Origin of the sequence: Streptomyces sp. NPDC052701, assembly GCF_040678355.1 — a bacterium.
Lineage (GTDB): Bacteria > Actinomycetota > Actinomycetes > Streptomycetales > Streptomycetaceae > Streptomyces.
Genome location: NZ_JBFATO010000003.1, coordinates 110392 through 126332 on the forward strand (window position 1 = coordinate 110392; position 15941 = coordinate 126332).

A 15941-nucleotide genomic window follows, 5' to 3' on the forward strand; every position below is an offset into this window, starting at 1 on the left:
CCCTCTTCCGTTGACCCTTTGCTGTCAGAGTTGAGCAGTCCGTGACCGTTCAGATCGCTCGACTCGAGGAGTACGCATGCACACGCGCGCTGTCGCCGCCTCGACCACCGCACTCCTGGGGGTCGCCGCCCTGTTGTCCCCCGCCTCCCCCGTCGGGGCCGTCGGCTACGGCGCGCGGCCCTCGGCCATCGCCCACCGGGGCGCCTCCGCGTACGCGCCCGAGAACACCCTGGCCGCCGTCGACAAGGCGGCCGAACTGGGCATCCGGTGGGTGGAGAACGACGTCCAGCGCACCAGGGACGGCGAGCTCGTCGTCCTGCACGACGACAGCCTCCGGCGCACCACGAACGTCGAGGAGGTCTTTCCCGACCGGGCGCCCTGGAAGGTGAAGGACTTCACCGCCGCGGAGATCGCCCGCCTCGACGCGGGCAGCTGGTTCGGCCCGGCCTACGCGGGCGCGCGCGTGCCGACGCTGAAGCAGTTCGTGAAGCGCGTCGAGCGCCATCACCAGAAGCTCCTCCTGGAGATCAAGAACCCGCAGCTGTATCCCGGCATCGAGCGGCAGACGCTCAAGCTCCTCAGCAACGAGGGCTGGCTCGACCGGCGGCACCTGGCCGGCCGGCTGGTCGTGCAGAGCTTCAGCGCGGACTGCGTCCGGACCGTCCACGAGCTGAAGCCCGGCGTCAAGACGGGTTTCCTCGGTACGCCGAGCGTGACGGACCTGCCCGTGTACGCGGCCTTCGCCGACCAGATCAACCCCTCGCACGGCTCGCTGTCCCCGGGCTATGTCTCCGCCGTCCACGCGTTCACGGGGCCGCACGGCAGGGCGCTGGAGGTCCTCACCTGGACCGTCGACGACGCGGCCACCGCCCAGCGGGTCGCCGGGTACGGCGTCGACGGGATCATCAGCAACAAGCCGGACGTGGTGCGGGAGGCGGTGCGCGGCTGACGGGTCCTCCGGCCCCGGGCGCGGGTCCCGTTCCCGCGCCCGGGGCGTTGTCGGTGGCGGGCCGTACGGTGGGGGCATGGACAGCCATGGGCAGTACGAGCAGCGGGTGGTGTGGGCCGTCGTCGGCACCGGCATCGGTCCGCTGCTGCTGGCCGCGACCCGCGAGGGCCTGGTCAACGTCGTGTTCCACGCCACGGACCCGGTGCGCGACCGGGCGCTCGGCCGGCTCGCGTCCCGGCTGGGCGCCGAGCCCGTCGAGGCGCCCGCGTCCCCGCTGCTGACCGAGGCGATAAGCCAGGTCGAGGCGTATTTCGCCGGTGAGCGGCGCGCCTTCGACCTGCCGCTGGACTGGTCGCTGATCTCCGGCTTCAACCGGCAGATCCTGCGCGAACTGGCGTCCGGCGTCCCGTACGGCACGGTCGTCGGCTACGGCGACCTGGCCGGGCGCGTCGGCCGGCCGGGGGCGGCCCAGGCCGTGGGCACGGCGATGGGCTCCAATCCGCTGCCCGTGGTGGTGCCCTGCCACCGGGTCGTCGAGAGCGGTGGCGGCATCGGCGGGTTCGGCGGCGGTCTGGAGGCCAAGCGCAAGCTGCTCGCCCTGGAGGGAGTGCTGCCCGAGCCGCTGTTCTGAGCGTCCGGACCGGGCGGCACCGCCCCGTGCGTGTCCGCTCAGTCGTAGTGCCGTGCCTCGAGGACGTTGCCGTCCGGGTCGCGGAAGTAGAAGCTGCGCCTGGCCGTGCCGCGGGCCCCGAAGGAGTCGTGGGAGAGGTCCGACACCGGTACGGAGCGTTCCCGGAGCCGGCTGAGCAGTGCGTCGAAGCCGCCGGCCGGCAGGGACAGGCAGACGTGGTTGACGGGGTGCCCGGAGCTGTCGGCGGTGCCGGGAAGCATGGTCATGCGGTCCGCCATGGCCAGCGGCATGAGGTCGAGGATGGTCTCGTCGTTGACGCGCACCGAGGGGAAGGGCGCCTCTCCCACGGCGTAGTCGGTGAGCCTGACCGGCTCCAGGCCCACCGCCTCGTCGTAGAAGCCGGCGGAGGCGATCGGGTCGCGCACCCAGAGGACGACGTGGTCCAGGCGTGGTGTGTGGTCCGTCATGTGATCCAGGCTCGTGAGGTCCGCGACGGCCCGCAAGGGTTTGACCCGGGGTGCGGCCCGCCAGGGATGAGGGAGGACCGACGGACGGGAGGCGGGCGCATGGTGCTGGTGGTGTCGGAAGAGGTGCGGGACGCGATCGACGCGCGTCGGCCGGTGGTGGCCCTGGAGTCCACGATCATCGCGCACGGGCTGCCGCGACCGCGCAACCTGCAGGTGGCGCTCGAGTTGGAGGCGGCTGTGCGGCAGGAGGGCGCCGTGCCCGCGACGATCGCCGTGCTGGACGGGCGGCCGTGCGTCGGCCTGGGCGAGGAGCAGCTGGAGCGGGTCGCGAACGAGGAGGGGATCCGCAAGCTGGGCCACCGCGACCTGCCGCTCGCGCTGGCCTGCGGGGCGAGCGGGGCGACCACGGTGTCGGCGACCGCCCTGCTGGCGGCGCTGGCGGGCGTCCGGGTGTTCGCGACCGGCGGGCTCGGCGGGGTGCACCGGCAGTGGACGGTGACGCAGGACGAGTCGGCCGACCTCGGTCTGCTGGCGCGCACGCGGATCACGGTGGTGTGCGCGGGCGTGAAGTCGATCCTGGACGTGCCGGCGACGCTGCAGCGGCTGGAGACGCTGGGGGTCGCGGTGGCCGGGTACGGCACGGACCGCTTCCCCGGCTTCTACCTGTCCGACTCGGGGCACCCGGTGGACTGGACGCTGGACACGCCGCGGCAGGTGGCGGACGTCATGCGGGCGCAGGACGCCCTCGGCGGGCCCGAATCGGCGCTGATCGTCGCCAACCCCGTCCCCGAGGGGGAACAGCTGGATCCCGGGCTGCACGCGCGCGTGCTCGCCGACGCGCTGCGGGCGTGCGAGGCGGAGGGCGTCACCGGCCAGGCGGTCACGCCGTTCCTGCTCGACCATCTGGTACGGCACACCGACGGCGCGTCCCTGAACGCCAACCTGGCGGCGGTCCGCGGCAACGTACGCCTGGCGGCGCGGATCGCGGCGGCCTGGGCCGGGAAGTGAACGGCGGCGGGTCCGGCCCGGCCGGGCCCGGGACCGGACCGGGCAGCGGCACCGGACAGGGCACCAGCACCAACACCAGCACCAGCACCAGCACCAGCACCAGCACCAGCACCAGCACCACGGTGAGGGAACCGAGCCCGGGTTCGGCGCGGCGTGGCGCGCTGCTGGTCGTCGGTGACGTGGTCACGGACGTCGTCGCCCGGCATCGGGGGCCGCTCGCCGCCGGCACGGACACGGCCGCCGTCATCAGGACACTGCCGGGCGGGGCCGGTGCCAACGTGGCCTGCTGGGCCGCGTACCGGGGCAGCTGCGAGGTGCGGTTGCTCGGGCGGGTGGGCGCGGACGCGGCGGCCTGGCACGAGCGTGAGCTGGCCGCCTGCGGAGTGCGTCCCCGCCTCGTCGTCGACGAGCGGGCGCCGACCGGCACGGTGATCTGCCTCGTCGACGCGGACGCCGCCGCGGAGCGGACCTTCCTCACCGACAGCGGCGCGTCGCTGCGGCTGGAGCCCGGCGACTGGTCGGACGCCCTGCTCGACGGGGTCGCCCGGCTCCACCTGTCGGGCTATCTCCTGTTCTCCGCACCGAGCCGGGCCCTGGCGGCGGTGGCCGTGCGGGCGGCACGCGCGCGGGGCGTGCCGGTGAGCCTGGATCCGGCGTCGGCCGGTTTCCTGGTGGAGCTGGGCGTCGGCCGTTTCCTGAGGCTCGTCGAGGGCGTGGACGTCCTGCTGCCCAGCCGCGACGAGGCACGCCTGCTGACAGGGGTGTCCGACGCGGCGGACGCGGCGGCCGAGCTGAGCCGGCACGTTCCGCTGGTGGTCGTCAAGCAGGGCGCTCAGGGGGCCCTGGTGGCGCGGTCCGGTGTCGTGTGCGCCCGAGTCCCCGCCGTACCGGCGGCGCCCCGGGACACCACGGGTGCCGGCGACGCGTTCACCGGCGCGTTCCTCGCCGCACTGCTGGCGGGGGCCGGTCCCGAGGAGGCGGCGGCGCAAGGGTGCAGGGCGGGTGCCCTGGCCGTGGAACAGGTGGGCGGCAGACCTCCCGCGTCCGGCTGAACGACGACCGCGGCCGGGACGTGCCCGCAGCTCACGCCTTGTGCTCCCGCGCCGGGGGCGTCCGCGTCCCCGGGCGGAGGTCAGGGGCGCCGTCGCCAGGTCCAGGGTGCCGGAGGCGACGTTCTCGAGGCGCCGGCCGGTGTCCTGGCCGGTGGCGAGTCCCGCGCTGACGCGCCGGCCGCGGACCTGACGGGTCGTGAGGGCTCCGGGGCGGCGCAGGCGGGTGGGCGTCCGGGAAGCAGGCGTCGGCGTGGACGCGGCCGAGTCCGGCCTCCCGCGGCGGGCGCGGAACCCCACGGCCGCGGGCCGGGTCGGCGCCCCGCGGCCGGCGTGCGGCGTGTGGCGAGCGGCGAGCGGCGAGCGGCGAGCGGCGTGCGGACACCGTGCGGCGGAAGAGGGCGCCGGAGGCGTTGCAACGCTCCCCGTCTCGCCCCGCCGGCCGTCGGGGAGGCACCCGCCGACGCGCACCCTGCCGCGCTCGTCCCGGCTGCCCGACTCGCCCGGAGCGGTCGGCCTCCGGTCCGGCGAACCGTACGGCGGCGGCGTACGTCGAAGCCTCCGGCGGCCGGCACCGCCGCTCGGGTCCCGAGCGGCACCCGCCCGGGTTTTGCGCCGCGAGAGGGGGCGGACACCGTTCGTCCACAGCCGGGAACAAAGCGGAATCACCCGTACCCACAGGCTTTCCCGCCGCTGACGCAGGACTGGCAGACTGGCGTGCCAGGGCGCAGCAGCACGGTGCGGGGGACCCAGGCGAGGAGATCCATATGTCCATGGCGGGGAATCTGCGGAAGGTCACGGGCCTCGGCGGGGTCGGCGGCCTGCGCAAGGTGGCGCGGCTGGCCCGGCGACGCCCGCGCGTCGACCTGAGTCACCCTGCCCGGTCCCCGCTGGGCTCCTCGGTGGTGAACTGCGTGACGTACCGGGACGGTGTGCGGACCACGGCGCGCGGTGATCTGGTCGATGCCGTCAAACGGGTGCGCAGGAGCGGTGAGGGTTTCGTCTGGCTCGGTCTGCACGAGCCGACCGACGAGGAGTTCGCGGGTGTCGCCGGGCTCTTCGACCTGCACCCGCTGGCGGTCGAGGACGCGATCGAGGCCCACCAGCGCCCCAAGCTGGAGCGGTACGGCGAGACGCTCTTCGCGGTGTTCAAGACGGTCTGCTACGTCGAGCACGACGAACTCACGGCCACCAGCGAGGTGGTGAACACCGGCGAGATCATGGTGTTCGTCGGCGAGGACTTCGTCATCACGGTGCGGCACGGACGGCACGGGTCGCTGGGTCCGCTGCGCGAGGAGCTGGAGTCCGATCCCGAGCAGCTCGCCAAGGGACCGGCCGCGGTGCTGCACGCGATCGCGGACCACGTCGTCGACGAGTACCTGAACGTCACCGACGCGGTGCACGCCGACATCGACCAGGTCGAGACGGACGTGTTCGCGGAGAACGGCGCGCGGACCGACCCGGGGCGCATCTACCAGCTCAAGCGTGAACTGCTGGAACTGAAGCGGGCCGTGGTGCCCCTCGGGCGGCCGCTCGAGGAACTCGCCACCCGGCCGGCGCGGGTGGTCGCTCCCGAGATACAGGCCTACTTCCGCGACGTCTCGGACCACCTGCTGCGGGCCAAGGAGCAGATCGGCGCCTTCGACGAACTGCTCAACTCCATCCTGCAGGCGCACCTCGCGCAGGTCACGGTCGCGCAGAACGAGGACATGCGGAAGATCACCGCCTGGGCCGCGATCGTCGCCGTGCCGACGATGGTCTGCGGGCTGTACGGCATGAACTTCGACCACATGCCGGAGCTGCACTGGCGGTACGGCTACGGCATGGTCATCGGAGTGATATCCCTCGCCTGCCTGACGCTGTACCGGGGCTTCCGGCGCAACGGCTGGCTCTGACCCGCCGCACCGCCCTTCCGGGGAGGGCCGGCCAGGCGGTCAGGGGGCCGAGGTCCTGGCGTAGACGCTCCCCGCCCAGGCGGCGATCTGGTCCGCGCTCAGGTGCCGGGCCAGGTCGGACTCGCTGATCATGCCGACCAGGCGCTTGTCCTCGATGACGGGGAGCCGGCGGATCCGGTGCTCCTGCATCTCGTGGAGCACCTGGCCGACATCGGCGTCCGCGTCGATCCAGCGGGGGGTGCCCTGGGCCATGTCACCGGCGGTGACCCTGGCCGGGTCGTGGCCCAGGGCGACGCAGCCGACGACGATGTCGCGGTCGGTGAGGATGCCGCAGAGCCGTTCGTCCGCGTCGCTGACGGGCAGGGCGCCGACGCCCAGCTCGCGCATCAACTGGGCCGCGCGGTGGAGGGTTTCGTGGGCGGGGATCCACTGGGCACCGCGGTGCATGATGTCTCGGGCGGTGGTCATGAAGGACCTCCGGTGCCGGTCGGCCGGCGCGGCGCGGGTCGCACCGCGAGTCCCGGCGCCCCTCATTCTCGCCGCGCCGCCCGGCGCACGCACCCGGAGCCCGGGGCGCTCAGGCCGAGAACTCCACGACCTTCCGCGGCACGACGCGGACGATCACACGGACCTCGTCCTCCTTCTCCGCGGGCGGGTCGACACCGAGGTACTTGTGCGAGAGCTCGTACGGCAGGCGCTTGCCCTCGTCCGGGAGGATCTCGGCGGTGCCGCGGATCTCGACCGAGGTGTAGGGGTTGGCGAGGTCGAAGACCGACACGCTGACGCGGGGGTCGCGGCGGAGGTTGCGCACCTTCTGGCGGCCGTCGGTGGAGGAGAAGAGCACGGTGTCGCCCTCGCGCTTGATCCACACCACCGAGTTGTGCGGGGCGCCGTCGGGGCCGAGGGTCGCGACGGCGGCGAAGTTCCTGCCGTCGAGGAGGGCGCGGACGGAGTCACCGAAGGAGACGGGGCCCCGGGCCGGGACGGACTCGTCGGCGAGGGCCGAGCCGTGGGCGGAGGACGAGGAGACGGCGGGGGAGGCGAACTCCGAGGAGGACGGGGAGGATTGGGAGGCCGGGGAGGACGGGGAGGCGGCGGCAGGGCCGGAGGCGGGAGCCGGGGCGCCGGAGGGGGTCGTCATGGACACAGACTACTTATATGCACGCGCATACAAAAGGGGTTCACGCGGTCCTCCCGTTCCATGCCGGGTGGCGGGGGTCGTCGGCCCGGACCAGGACGTCGGCCGTGCCGGCCGGGTCGGTCTCGTGCGCGTAGCGCTCGAAGGCGGGGAGGGTCCAGTGCTCGGCCTCGGGAGTGCGGCGGCGCAGGGCGCCCGGCGAGAGGAGGACGTGGACGCTCAGGTCGAAGGGGAACCAGTGGCGAAGGAGGAAGGGGCCGTGCATCAACAGCGCGCCGCCGGGCGGCAGTGGTACATAAGGGCTGCGGGTGGCGCGGTCGGTGGCCGGGTCCCAGAGGTCGGGCAGGACGCGTCCGTCGCCGCCGGGCTGGAGGGGGTCGAACACCTCGCGCCACAGCGCGCCGGTGTCGTACCAGCCGTTGTAGTAGGACTCCACGTCCCGGCGGCCGTACTCCAGGCGCACCGAGGCGGGGCGCAGGAAGCCCTGCGTGCCCACGACGAGGGAGGGGCGGCCGCGTGTGCGCAGCGCCTCGCCGACACGCTCGGCGAGGTCTCCCGGACGGGCGGCCGGGGCGCCGTCGAAGGCGATGCGCGGCCAGGAGCCGCCGTCGGCCGGTTCCAGGTCGAGCAGGCGCTCGGCGAGCAGGTCGCCGAGCCGGTCCCAGGTGATCGCTTCGAGTCGCACACGGCCATGATGCGTCAGGCCGGCGGCGGCACGCCGCCCGCGCCCGGGGCGGGGCCCGCGCCGGCTCGCGCCTGGTGTGGAGCCCGTGGTGTGTGCGGTCCTGGACGTTCGCGTACGCGGGTGCGCCGCTCGGCCGTGGCCGCTGGACTCGTACGGATCTTCACTTGTGGTGGCGGACGGATGCCGGGAGGGGTTCCGGCTCGATGGGGACGGGAGTTGACGGTGGGATGATCGACGGACCCTACTTCGTTCTGACGGTGCTGGGGGTGCTCGGGACCGGGCTGGTGGCCGGAGTCTTCTACGGGTTCTCGGCCTTCGTGATGCGGGCGCTCGCCGCGCTGCCGCCGGCGCAGGGGGTGGCCGCGATGCGGGCGATCAACGTGGCCGCGGTCGGACCGGCCTTCCTGGTCGTCTTCCTCGGCTCGGCGGTGCTGTGCGCGGTGATCGCGGTGGTGACGTTCGTGCTGTGGCCGGACGAGGGGGCGGTGGAACTGCTGGTGGGCAGCGCGCTGTACCTGGCCGGCACGTTCGGGGTCACCCTGGCCGCCAACGTGCCGCGCAACGACGCGCTGGCCGGACTGGACCCGGACACTCCGGAGGCGGCCGCGTACTGGCCGGCGTACGTGCGTGGGTGGACGCGGTGGAACCACGTGCGGACGGTCGCCTCGGCCGGGGCGGCGGTCGCGTACGTCCTGGCGCTCGCCTGACGGCAGGCGCCGACGGCGGCTGCCGTCTGCCGGTTGTCGGCTGTCGGCTGTCGGCTGTCGGCTGTCGGCTGTCGGCTGTCGGCTGTCGGCTGCAAGCTCTGCCCCGAGCCGTGGAAAGGTCCTGTCCGGCACTGCGCACGACCGGCCGGCGGCACGTATCGTGGCCGCAGGAGTGCCGCCCGACGGCGCACGGCCCGCCACCCGCGTACGCAAGGAAGCCGGCCATGGCCGATCCCAAGGGATTCATGACCACGCCTCGCCAGGACTGGCCGCGCAGGCCCGTCGGGGAGCGGGTGCGGGACTGGAACGAGGTCTGCGTCCCCGGAGCGCTGCTGCCCGTCATCGGCGGGCAGGCCGGCCGCTGCATGGACTGCGGCATCCCCTTCTGCCACGAGGCCTGCCCGCTGGGCAACCTCATCCCCGAGTGGAACGACCTGGTGTCGAGGGAGGACTGGCGGGCGGCGGCGGACCGGTTGCACGCGACCAACAACTTTCCGGAGTTCACCGGCCGGTTGTGCCCCGCGCCCTGCGAGGCGGGCTGCGTGCTGGCCATCAACCAGCCGGCCGTGACCATCAAGAACGTCGAGTGCGCCATCGCCGACCGGGCCTGGGAGGAGGGCTTCGCGCCACCGAGCCCGCCGGACCGGCTGTCCGGGAGGACGGTCGCGGTGATCGGCTCGGGGCCCACCGGGCTGGCCGCGGCCCAGCAGCTGACCCGGGCGGGCCACACGGTCGCCGTGTACGAGAAGGACGACCGGGTCGGCGGGCTGATGCGGTACGGCATCCCCGAGTTCAAGATGGAGAAGCACCGTCTGGAGCGGCGACTGGAGCAGATGCGGGCCGAGGGGACCAGGTTCCGTACGTCGACGACGGTCGGGCGGGACGTGGACGCCGCCGGGCTGCGGGCCCGCTACGACGCCGTGGTCATCGCCACGGGCGCCACCGCGTGGCGCGACCTGGCGGTACCGGGGCGGGAGTTGGCGGGCGTTCACCAGGCGATGGAATACCTGCCCCTGGCCAATCGGGTGTGCGAGGGTGACCTGGAGGTCTCCCCGCTGTCCGCCGCCGGGAAGCACGTCGTCATCGTCGGCGGCGGCGACACGGGAGCCGACTGCCTGGGCACGGCCGTACGGGAGGGCGCCGCGTCCGTGACCCAGCTGGACATCTACGCCCGGCCCGGCACGGAGCGCGATGAGGACACCGAGCCCTGGCCGACGTATCCGGTGCGGATCTACCGGCTGTCGGCCGCGCACGAGGAGGCCCGCGAGCTGCGGACGGCTCCGGCGGCGGACGCCGACGCGCGGCTGTTCGCGGCGTCCACGCTGCGGTTCACCGGGGACGCGGACGGGCGTGTGCGGTCGCTGCACCTGGCCGAGGTGGACGCGCGGCGCCGCCCGGTGCCGGGCACGGCGCGCTCGCTCCCCGCCGACCTCGTACTGCTCGCCCTCGGCTTTCGCGGACCGGACCGGGCGGACGGACTGATCGACGGACTGGGGCTGGAACTGGAGCCGCGCGGGACGCTCGCGCGGGACGCCGGCTTCGCCACGAACGTCCCCGGCGTGTTCGCCGCGGGGGACGCCGCCCGGGGGCAGTCGCTGATCGTGTGGGCGATCGCGGAGGGGCGGGCGGTGGCGGCGGCCGTCGACCGCTTTCTGACGGGCGCCCCCTCGCGACTGCCGGCACCGATCGGGCCGTACGACCGGCCGATGAGCGTGTGAGGAGCACGACGGTGCGCCCGGCCGGCGAGCACGTGACGGCTCGTCCGGCCGCGGGCCGTGCGACGGCGGCCGCGACCGCGGCCCGCTAGCGGTCGTCCGTCCCCGCGCGCTTGCCGGTCGACAGCGCCACCCGGTTCCATGTGTTGATCGTGCAGATCAGGGCCAGCACCTGGGCCAGTTCGCGCTCGTCGAAGTGGGCCGCGGCCTGTGCGTGGACGGCGTCCGGGACGCCGCCGTCGGCCACCAGGGTCACCGCTTCCGTGAGGGCGAGGGCCGCCTGCTCCTTCCCGGTGAAGAAGTGGCGGGCTTCGCGCCACACGGGGACCATGTGCAGCCGGTCCTCGCTCTCGCCGGCCTTGCGGGCGTCGTTCGTGTGCATGTGGAGGCAGTACGCGCAGTGGTTGAGGTGCGAGGCGCGGATCTGGATCAGCTCCACCAGGGCCGGGTCCAGGCCCTCGCGGGCGGCGGCGTCGAAGGCGACGAGGGCGCGGAAGGCCTTCGGGGCGGAGCGGGCGAAGTCGGGGCGCGCCCTCCCGGGCGGGGCTGCGGGTGCGGAGGTCTGGGTCGTGTGCGTCGTCATGTCCCTCAACCTACGGGCGGAAAAGACCGGCGGTAGGGTGCATTTCCATGCCGGAATCATGGGTCAATTCCGCGGAGCGGATCGGGGCCGACCTGCATCTGGAGCTGTCCGGGCCGGGCGGGCGGCGTGCCGCGCTCATCCGGGCGCTGCGCGAGGCCGTGCGCAGCGGGCGGCTCCCCGCGGGCACCCGGCTGCCGCCGTACCGCTCGCTCGCCGCCGATCTCGGTGTCGCCCGCAACACGGTGGCCGACGCGTACGCGGAGCTCGTCGCGGAGGGCTGGCTCACCGCCCGCCAGGGCTCGGGCACCCGGGTGGCCGAGCGGGCCGCGCCCCCGCGTGGACACGCGCGCGTGCCGACGCGGGGGCCCGGACGCGTGCGCGGACCACGTCACGACCTGCGCCAGGGCGCCCCGGACGCCTCCGCGTTCCCGCGCGCGGCCTGGGCCGCCTCCTACCGCCGGGCCCTTCAGCAGGCGCCCAGCGAGGTGTTCGGGCCCGGTGACCCGGCCGGCCGGATCGAGCTGCGGGAGGCGCTCGCCGAGTACCTGGCACGTGCGCGCGGGGTGCGGGCCGAGCCGGACCGGATCGTGGTCTGCTCCGGCTTCGCGCACGCCCTGCGGCCGCTGTTCGGGGGCGGGGTGCTGCGTGGTCCGCTGGCCGTGGAGGCGTACGGGCTGGGGTTCCACCGGGAGCTCCTGGCGGCGGCCGGGGTGCGGACCGTACCGCTCCCCCTCGACGAACACGGCGCGCGCGTGGACCGCCTGACGCGTGAGCGGGCCGTACTGCTGACGCCCGCGCACCAGTTCCCGACCGGCGGTCCGCTGCACCCCGCGCGCCGGGCGGCCGTGATCGACTGGGCACGCGCGCGGGGCGGACTGGTCCTGGAGGACGACTACGACGGCGAGTTCCGCTACGACCGCAAGCCGGTGGGGGCCCTCCAAGGGCTCGACCCCGAGCGGGTGATCCACGTCGGCTCGGTCAGCAAGAGCCTGTCGCTGGCGGTGCGGCTGGGCTGGATGGTGCTGCCGGAGCGGTACGTCGACGGGGTGCTCGCGGCCAAGGGCGATCGGGAGGCGTGGGCGAGCGTCCTGGACCAGCTCGGCCTCGCCGACTTCGTCGTCTCCGGGTCGTACGACCGTCACGTGCGGCGCATGCGGCAGCGGTACCGCGACCGCCGGGACCGGCTGGTCGCGGCGCTCGCCGAGCGCGCGCCGCACGTCGAGGTCACCGGGGTGGCGGCCGGGCTGCACGCGGTGCTGCGGCTGCCGCCCGGCACCGAGCGGTCCGCCGTCGGGGCCGCCGCCCGGCGGGGCATCGCCCTGGACGGGCTGGCCGGGTTCCGGCATCCGGACACGGACATGCCCGCCCACGACGGCCTCGTCGTCGGCTACGCGACGCCTCCCGAACATGCCTACGGGGCGGCGCTGGAGGCACTGTGCGAGGCCTTGGCGCCCGGTGGGGAGTCCGGCGGGCACCCGGCGGAACCGGCGGCCTGCGCATCTCCGGGCCCGTGAGCCCGCAAGCCCTCGGGCCCCCGGCCCGGCGGCCCGGCCGGCCACGGGGCCACCGACTGGGCGGACCTCCGGGCCACCGGCCCGGCCGCCCCGCGTCCCCGGTCCCCGGGGCCGGCACCCGGACCGGCACCGGTACGGGGCGGCGCGGCCCGGGGCCACCGGCCCCCGCCAAGCCGCCCGCCGCACACCCCCGAACCGCCGCGGCCCCCTACGGCTTGCGTCCCACCGCCCCGTACCCCGGGATCACCCCGTCGTCCTGGCCGGGCACCGGCTCCCCGAGCTCGGGGTGCCACCGGTGGGGCACCTCCACGCCGGGGTCGACGAGGTCGAGGCCGTCGAAGAAGCGGGCGAACTCCGCTCGGGAGCGCAGGGCCAGGGTGACCCCGGCCGCCTTCATCTTCTCGGTGGCCGCCGCCGACTCCTCCGGCGTGAAGTCGGCGGTGGCGTGGGTCATCACCAGGTAGCTGCCGGAGGGCACCTCGGCCAGCAGCCGGCCGACCAGCTCGTGCGCGCCGTCCTCGTCGGAGACGAAGTGCAGCAGCGCGATCAGCGACAGCGCGACGGGCCGGGTGAAGTCCAGCACCTTCTTCGCGCCTTCGACGATGGCGCCCGGCTCGCGCACGTCGGCCTGCAGGTACTCGGTCACGCCCTGGTCCGTGCCGCGCAGCAGGGCCGCCGCGTGGGCCAGCACGATGGGGTCGTTGTCGCAGTAGACGACCCGCGCGTCGGGCGCGACCTCCTGGGCGACCTGGTGGAGGTTCGGTTCGGTCGGGATGCCGGTGCCGACGTCGAGGAACTGGCGTACGCCCTGGCCGGCCAGCCAGCGCGTGGCCCGGTGCATGAAGGCGCGGTTGACCCGGGCCATCACCGGCACCCTCGGGTCGAGGGCCAGCATCTGCCGGCCCATGGCCTCGTCGACCGGGTAGTTGTCCTTGCCGCCGAGATACCAGTCGTACATGCGGGCGGGATGCGGCCTGCTCGTGTCGATCTCGACGGGGGGCTGCCCGGTCATGGCGCACTCCATAAGGGTCTGCGGTCGTCAACGTTGTCAGCGATCAACTCGGTGCCACGATAAGCGCATTGGGAGAACTCGACGCACCCGGGGAACTCGGCGCACCGGGAACCCGGCGCAGGGCGGCGCGTCTCAGGACAGCAGGAAGTCCGCCTCTCCGGCCTTGGCCCCCTCGATGAAGGCGGTCATCTCGTCGGAGGTGTAGATCAGCGCCGGCCCGTCCGGGTCGGTGGACTGCCGCAGGGCGACGCGGCCGTCGGCGAGCTTCATCGCCTCCAGGCAGTTGCCCCCGTTGCCCCCGCTCCACGGCTTGTGCCAGCCCTCGCTGCCCAGTTCCCTGGCGGGCATGCCGTTGTAGATCCGCTCGGTGCGGACCCGCGGCTTGGGCTGGGGCTTGATGCGATCCATTCACAGCTCCTTGCGGAGATCCTCCAGGATCTCCTTCGTGCGATGTGCCGTAGCGGCCTGCGCCGCCATGCGGTCCATGACCTCGAGGTGGGTCGCCACCTCGGCACGCGCGTCGAGGTAGACGGCGCCGGTCAGGTACTCGCTGTAGACCATGTCCGGCAGTTCGGACACGGCGAATCGGAACAGCACGAACGGCCCGTACGTGCCGGGGTGCGGCCCGTTCGCGAACGGGGCGACCTGCAGCGTGACGTTGGGCAGCTTCGTGGCCTCGAGCAACTTGTCGATCTGGGCACGCATCACCTCCGGGCCGCCGACCGGGCGGCGCAACGCGGTCTCGTCCATCACGACCCACAGCCGGGGCGCGTCCTCGCGGGTGAGCAGCTGCTGGCGTTGCATGCGCAGGGCGACATGGCGCTCGATGTCGTCGGGCCGGGTCTGGCCGATGGCGCCCGACTTCAGCACCCCGCGCGCGTACTCCTCGGTCTGCAGCAGGCCGGGCACGAAATGAGGTTCGTAGGAGCGGATGAGGCTGGCCGCGCCCTCCAGGCTGACGTACATCGAGAACCAGCCCGGCAGGATGTCGTGGAAGCGCTGCCACCAGCCCGGCTTGTTGGCCTCCTCGGCCAGCTGCACGAACGCGTCCGCCTCCTCGGCGGGCACGCCGTAGGCCTGCAGGAGCATCTGGAGGTACGGGATCTTCAGCGCGACCTCGGCCGTCTCCATGCGGCGGATGGTGGCGGGGGCGACGCGCAGGACCCGGGCCGCCTCCTCCCGCTTGAGCCCGGCGCGCTCCCGCAGGTCCAGCAGGCGCCGACCGAGAACGACCTGCCCGACCGTCGGCGCGGACCGCGGTTCGCTCACGCTCCACCTCCACCTAGCACTGCGCCAAAAAGTTTCCGGACAGCCCGGCGGCGCCATTCGAAGATCTATTCGAAGACCTGGTGATGCGAACGGTCCGGGAAGGACCGATCGACACCTGGATCTCCGGCGATCCCAACTGGCGCCGCGCGAAGTGCTGTTGCGAGCAGTGTGCCACGGCCCTCCAGATCGTCACACATCACTCTGCATTTTTCAGAGTGACACTTGCCAAGCTGTTCACGGCGGGGCGATAGTGGCAGGCGTGATTCCGTCCGCGCCTTTAGGAACAGACGCCGCCGCAGGTCCCCTCGGCCTCGGCGCCGCTGCGGAAGTCGGCCCTGGTGAGGCCACTGCCGAGCGCCGGTTCCGTTTCGAGCTGGCCGCGCATCCGGGTTCGCCCGCGCAGGCCAGACGCCTGACACGGGCCCGGCTGACCGGCTGGTCGGTGTGCGAGGACACCTGCGACTCCGCGGCCCTGGTGGTCACCGAGCTGGTCACCAACGCCATCGTGCACACCGCGAGCACGCGCATAGTGTGCGAGCTGCACGACGGCGACGGCCTGGTGCGCATAGCCGTGCGCGACGAGGGCTGCGCCCCGGGCCAGCCGCACGCGGCCACCCGGCAGCGGCCCGAGGAGGAGCACGGGAGGGGACTGCTTCTCGTCGACGCCCTGTGCCACGCCTGGGGTGCCCACGAGCACGGTCCCGGGCTGCTGGTCTGGGCCGAGCTGCCGCGCGAGGGCGACACCCCGCGCGCCCCCTCCGGACCCCGCAGCGACCTGGGCTGGGGCGCCCGCCCCAAGCCGGACTCGTCCGGTGGCTCGGAGGACGAGGACGCGGAGGTGTCCCCGCCGGAGCACGGCCGGGACAGGGGCGGCGTGTGAGGGCCATGCCCGGCCGGGTGCTGAACCTGGACACCCTGGTCCGCCTCCGGCGTGGGCAGCCCGCCCCGGTCACTCCCCGGCGGCTGCCCGTGCCCGACGGCATGACGGCCCCGATGGGCTGCGACGCGGTGGCCGTGCCGGCCCGCCTCGGTCCGCTGGTCATGCCCCGGCTGCCACGCGTGGGATGCGTCTACGCCGACCGGGCGCACTGGTGGTGGCTCGTGCCGTCCGACTCCGACCACGCCCTGGAGTGGCCCGCGCCCGCGCGCTACGCCACCGGCGCGCTCGTGCCGGACGCCCCCGACCTGCCCGGCCTGATCCACCGGCCGGACGGCACCCTCCCCTACACACCGCCGATCCCCCTCTATCTGGCACTGTGCCGCCTGACCGGGACGACTCCGACCTGGTCGCGGCCGGTGAGCGCGTAGGCATCACCCCG

At 74.0% G+C, this 15941-nt stretch carries 18 protein-coding genes; 10 read left to right on the forward strand and 8 right to left on the reverse strand.

Annotation, left to right across the window (positions count from 1 at the left end; genetic code table 11):
- Positions 1 to 76: 76 nt before the first annotated feature.
- Together AB0L29_RS05545 and AB0L29_RS05550 are read left to right on the forward strand one after the other, a co-directional pair.
- The gene (locus tag AB0L29_RS05545; RefSeq protein WP_365823624.1) at positions 77 to 949 is read left to right on the forward strand and encodes a glycerophosphodiester phosphodiesterase family protein; all 873 of its coding nucleotides are present in this window, start codon (positions 77 to 79) and stop codon (positions 947 to 949) included.
- Between the two features lie 76 nt (positions 950 to 1025).
- Positions 1026 to 1580, forward strand: a complete 555-nt coding sequence (locus AB0L29_RS05550; RefSeq protein WP_365823626.1) for a methylated-DNA--[protein]-cysteine S-methyltransferase — start codon at positions 1026 to 1028, stop codon at positions 1578 to 1580.
- 38 nt (positions 1581 to 1618) lie between these two features.
- Here AB0L29_RS05550 and AB0L29_RS05555 read toward each other — a convergent pair whose 3' ends face one another.
- On the reverse strand, positions 1619 to 2047 hold the full coding sequence (locus AB0L29_RS05555) for a VOC family protein (protein ID WP_365823628.1): 429 nt from the start codon (positions 2045 to 2047) through the stop codon (positions 1619 to 1621).
- 99 nt (positions 2048 to 2146) lie between these two features.
- Between AB0L29_RS05555 and AB0L29_RS05560 the strand changes: the two genes are divergently transcribed.
- From AB0L29_RS05560 to AB0L29_RS05570, 3 genes are all read left to right on the forward strand, one after another.
- A complete protein-coding gene (locus AB0L29_RS05560; protein ID WP_365823630.1) occupies positions 2147 to 3055 on the forward strand; it encodes a pseudouridine-5'-phosphate glycosidase in 909 nt (302 codons plus the stop codon).
- A 122-nt stretch (positions 3056 to 3177) separates the two neighbouring features.
- Positions 3178 to 4107, forward strand: coding sequence for a PfkB family carbohydrate kinase (locus tag AB0L29_RS05565; RefSeq protein ID WP_365824060.1), 930 nt, complete (start codon positions 3178 to 3180; stop codon positions 4105 to 4107).
- Positions 4108 to 4871: 764 nt separating this feature from the next.
- Positions 4872 to 5999, forward strand: a complete 1128-nt coding sequence (locus AB0L29_RS05570) for a magnesium and cobalt transport protein CorA (protein ID WP_365823632.1) — start codon at positions 4872 to 4874, stop codon at positions 5997 to 5999.
- 39 nt (positions 6000 to 6038) lie between these two features.
- Here AB0L29_RS05570 and AB0L29_RS05575 read toward each other — a convergent pair whose 3' ends face one another.
- The 3 genes from AB0L29_RS05575 to AB0L29_RS05585 all read right to left on the reverse strand — a co-directional run bounded on the left by AB0L29_RS05575 (position 6039) and on the right by AB0L29_RS05585 (position 7822).
- Positions 6039 to 6467, reverse strand: a complete 429-nt coding sequence (locus AB0L29_RS05575; protein ID WP_365823634.1) for a CBS domain-containing protein — start codon at positions 6465 to 6467, stop codon at positions 6039 to 6041.
- Positions 6468 to 6576: 109 nt separating this feature from the next.
- Positions 6577 to 7140, reverse strand: a complete 564-nt coding sequence (locus AB0L29_RS05580) for a PPOX class F420-dependent oxidoreductase (RefSeq protein ID WP_365823636.1) — start codon at positions 7138 to 7140, stop codon at positions 6577 to 6579.
- 40 nt (positions 7141 to 7180) lie between these two features.
- Positions 7181 to 7822 (reverse strand): uridine kinase, encoded by a 642-nt coding sequence (locus AB0L29_RS05585; RefSeq protein WP_365823638.1) that lies wholly within the window; start codon positions 7820 to 7822, stop codon positions 7181 to 7183.
- Between the two features lie 227 nt (positions 7823 to 8049).
- On the opposite strand from AB0L29_RS05585, the gene AB0L29_RS05590 reads away from it, so the two are divergent.
- Together AB0L29_RS05590 and AB0L29_RS05595 are read left to right on the forward strand one after the other, a co-directional pair.
- Positions 8050 to 8529 (forward strand): anthrone oxygenase family protein, encoded by a 480-nt coding sequence (locus AB0L29_RS05590; protein WP_365823640.1) that lies wholly within the window; start codon positions 8050 to 8052, stop codon positions 8527 to 8529.
- Between the two features lie 224 nt (positions 8530 to 8753).
- Positions 8754 to 10247, forward strand: coding sequence for a glutamate synthase subunit beta (locus AB0L29_RS05595; RefSeq protein WP_365823642.1), 1494 nt, complete (start codon positions 8754 to 8756; stop codon positions 10245 to 10247).
- 85 nt (positions 10248 to 10332) lie between these two features.
- Here AB0L29_RS05595 and AB0L29_RS05600 read toward each other — a convergent pair whose 3' ends face one another.
- Positions 10333 to 10827: a carboxymuconolactone decarboxylase family protein gene (locus AB0L29_RS05600; RefSeq protein ID WP_365823644.1), complete on the reverse strand. Its 495-nt coding sequence runs from the start codon at positions 10825 to 10827 to the stop codon at positions 10333 to 10335.
- Positions 10828 to 10874: 47 nt separating this feature from the next.
- Here AB0L29_RS05600 and AB0L29_RS05605 point away from each other — a divergent pair, with 47 nt between their 5' ends.
- Positions 10875 to 12341, forward strand: a complete 1467-nt coding sequence (locus tag AB0L29_RS05605) for a PLP-dependent aminotransferase family protein (protein WP_365823646.1) — start codon at positions 10875 to 10877, stop codon at positions 12339 to 12341.
- A 208-nt stretch (positions 12342 to 12549) separates the two neighbouring features.
- Here AB0L29_RS05605 and AB0L29_RS05610 read toward each other — a convergent pair whose 3' ends face one another.
- From AB0L29_RS05610 to AB0L29_RS05620, 3 genes are all read right to left on the reverse strand, one after another.
- The gene (locus AB0L29_RS05610) at positions 12550 to 13353 is read right to left on the reverse strand and encodes an SAM-dependent methyltransferase (RefSeq protein ID WP_365823648.1); all 804 of its coding nucleotides are present in this window, start codon (positions 13351 to 13353) and stop codon (positions 12550 to 12552) included.
- A gap of 132 nt (positions 13354 to 13485) precedes the next feature.
- Entirely contained in the window at positions 13486 to 13761 is a 276-nt protein-coding gene (locus AB0L29_RS05615; RefSeq protein ID WP_365823650.1) for a DUF397 domain-containing protein, read from the reverse strand.
- A complete protein-coding gene (locus AB0L29_RS05620; RefSeq protein ID WP_365823652.1) occupies positions 13762 to 14622 on the reverse strand; it encodes a helix-turn-helix transcriptional regulator in 861 nt (286 codons plus the stop codon).
- Between the two features lie 250 nt (positions 14623 to 14872).
- Between AB0L29_RS05620 and AB0L29_RS05625 the strand changes: the two genes are divergently transcribed.
- Positions 14873 to 15502 (forward strand): ATP-binding protein, encoded by a 630-nt coding sequence (locus tag AB0L29_RS05625; protein ID WP_365823654.1) that lies wholly within the window; start codon positions 14873 to 14875, stop codon positions 15500 to 15502.
- Between the two features lie 5 nt (positions 15503 to 15507).
- Positions 15508 to 15930: a hypothetical protein gene (locus AB0L29_RS05630; RefSeq protein WP_365824062.1), complete on the forward strand. Its 423-nt coding sequence runs from the start codon at positions 15508 to 15510 to the stop codon at positions 15928 to 15930.
- Positions 15931 to 15941: the final 11 nt, after the last annotated feature.

What these genes read in the sequence shown, in the direction of transcription:
- AB0L29_RS05630 (WP_365824062.1), top strand. Translation starts at nt 15,508, where the DNA reads ATGCCCGGCCGGGTGCTGAACCTGGACACCCTGGTCCGCCTCCGGCGT.
- AB0L29_RS05580 (WP_365823636.1), bottom strand. Translation starts at nt 7,140, where the DNA reads ATGACGACCCCCTCCGGCGCCCCGGCTCCCGCCTCCGGCCCTGCCGCC.
- AB0L29_RS05615 (WP_365823650.1), bottom strand. Translation starts at nt 13,761, where the DNA reads ATGGATCGCATCAAGCCCCAGCCCAAGCCGCGGGTCCGCACCGAGCGG.
- AB0L29_RS05545 (WP_365823624.1), top strand. Translation starts at nt 77, where the DNA reads ATGCACACGCGCGCTGTCGCCGCCTCGACCACCGCACTCCTGGGGGTC.
- AB0L29_RS05605 (WP_365823646.1), top strand. Translation starts at nt 10,875, where the DNA reads ATGCCGGAATCATGGGTCAATTCCGCGGAGCGGATCGGGGCCGACCTG.
- AB0L29_RS05570 (WP_365823632.1), top strand. Translation starts at nt 4,872, where the DNA reads ATGTCCATGGCGGGGAATCTGCGGAAGGTCACGGGCCTCGGCGGGGTC.
- AB0L29_RS05550 (WP_365823626.1), top strand. Translation starts at nt 1,026, where the DNA reads ATGGACAGCCATGGGCAGTACGAGCAGCGGGTGGTGTGGGCCGTCGTC.
- AB0L29_RS05600 (WP_365823644.1), bottom strand. Translation starts at nt 10,827, where the DNA reads ATGACGACGCACACGACCCAGACCTCCGCACCCGCAGCCCCGCCCGGG.
- AB0L29_RS05555 (WP_365823628.1), bottom strand. Translation starts at nt 2,047, where the DNA reads ATGACGGACCACACACCACGCCTGGACCACGTCGTCCTCTGGGTGCGC.
- AB0L29_RS05575 (WP_365823634.1), bottom strand. Translation starts at nt 6,467, where the DNA reads ATGACCACCGCCCGAGACATCATGCACCGCGGTGCCCAGTGGATCCCC.
- AB0L29_RS05610 (WP_365823648.1), bottom strand. Translation starts at nt 13,353, where the DNA reads ATGACCGGGCAGCCCCCCGTCGAGATCGACACGAGCAGGCCGCATCCC.
- AB0L29_RS05590 (WP_365823640.1), top strand. Translation starts at nt 8,050, where the DNA reads ATGATCGACGGACCCTACTTCGTTCTGACGGTGCTGGGGGTGCTCGGG.
- AB0L29_RS05595 (WP_365823642.1), top strand. Translation starts at nt 8,754, where the DNA reads ATGGCCGATCCCAAGGGATTCATGACCACGCCTCGCCAGGACTGGCCG.
- AB0L29_RS05560 (WP_365823630.1), top strand. Translation starts at nt 2,147, where the DNA reads ATGGTGCTGGTGGTGTCGGAAGAGGTGCGGGACGCGATCGACGCGCGT.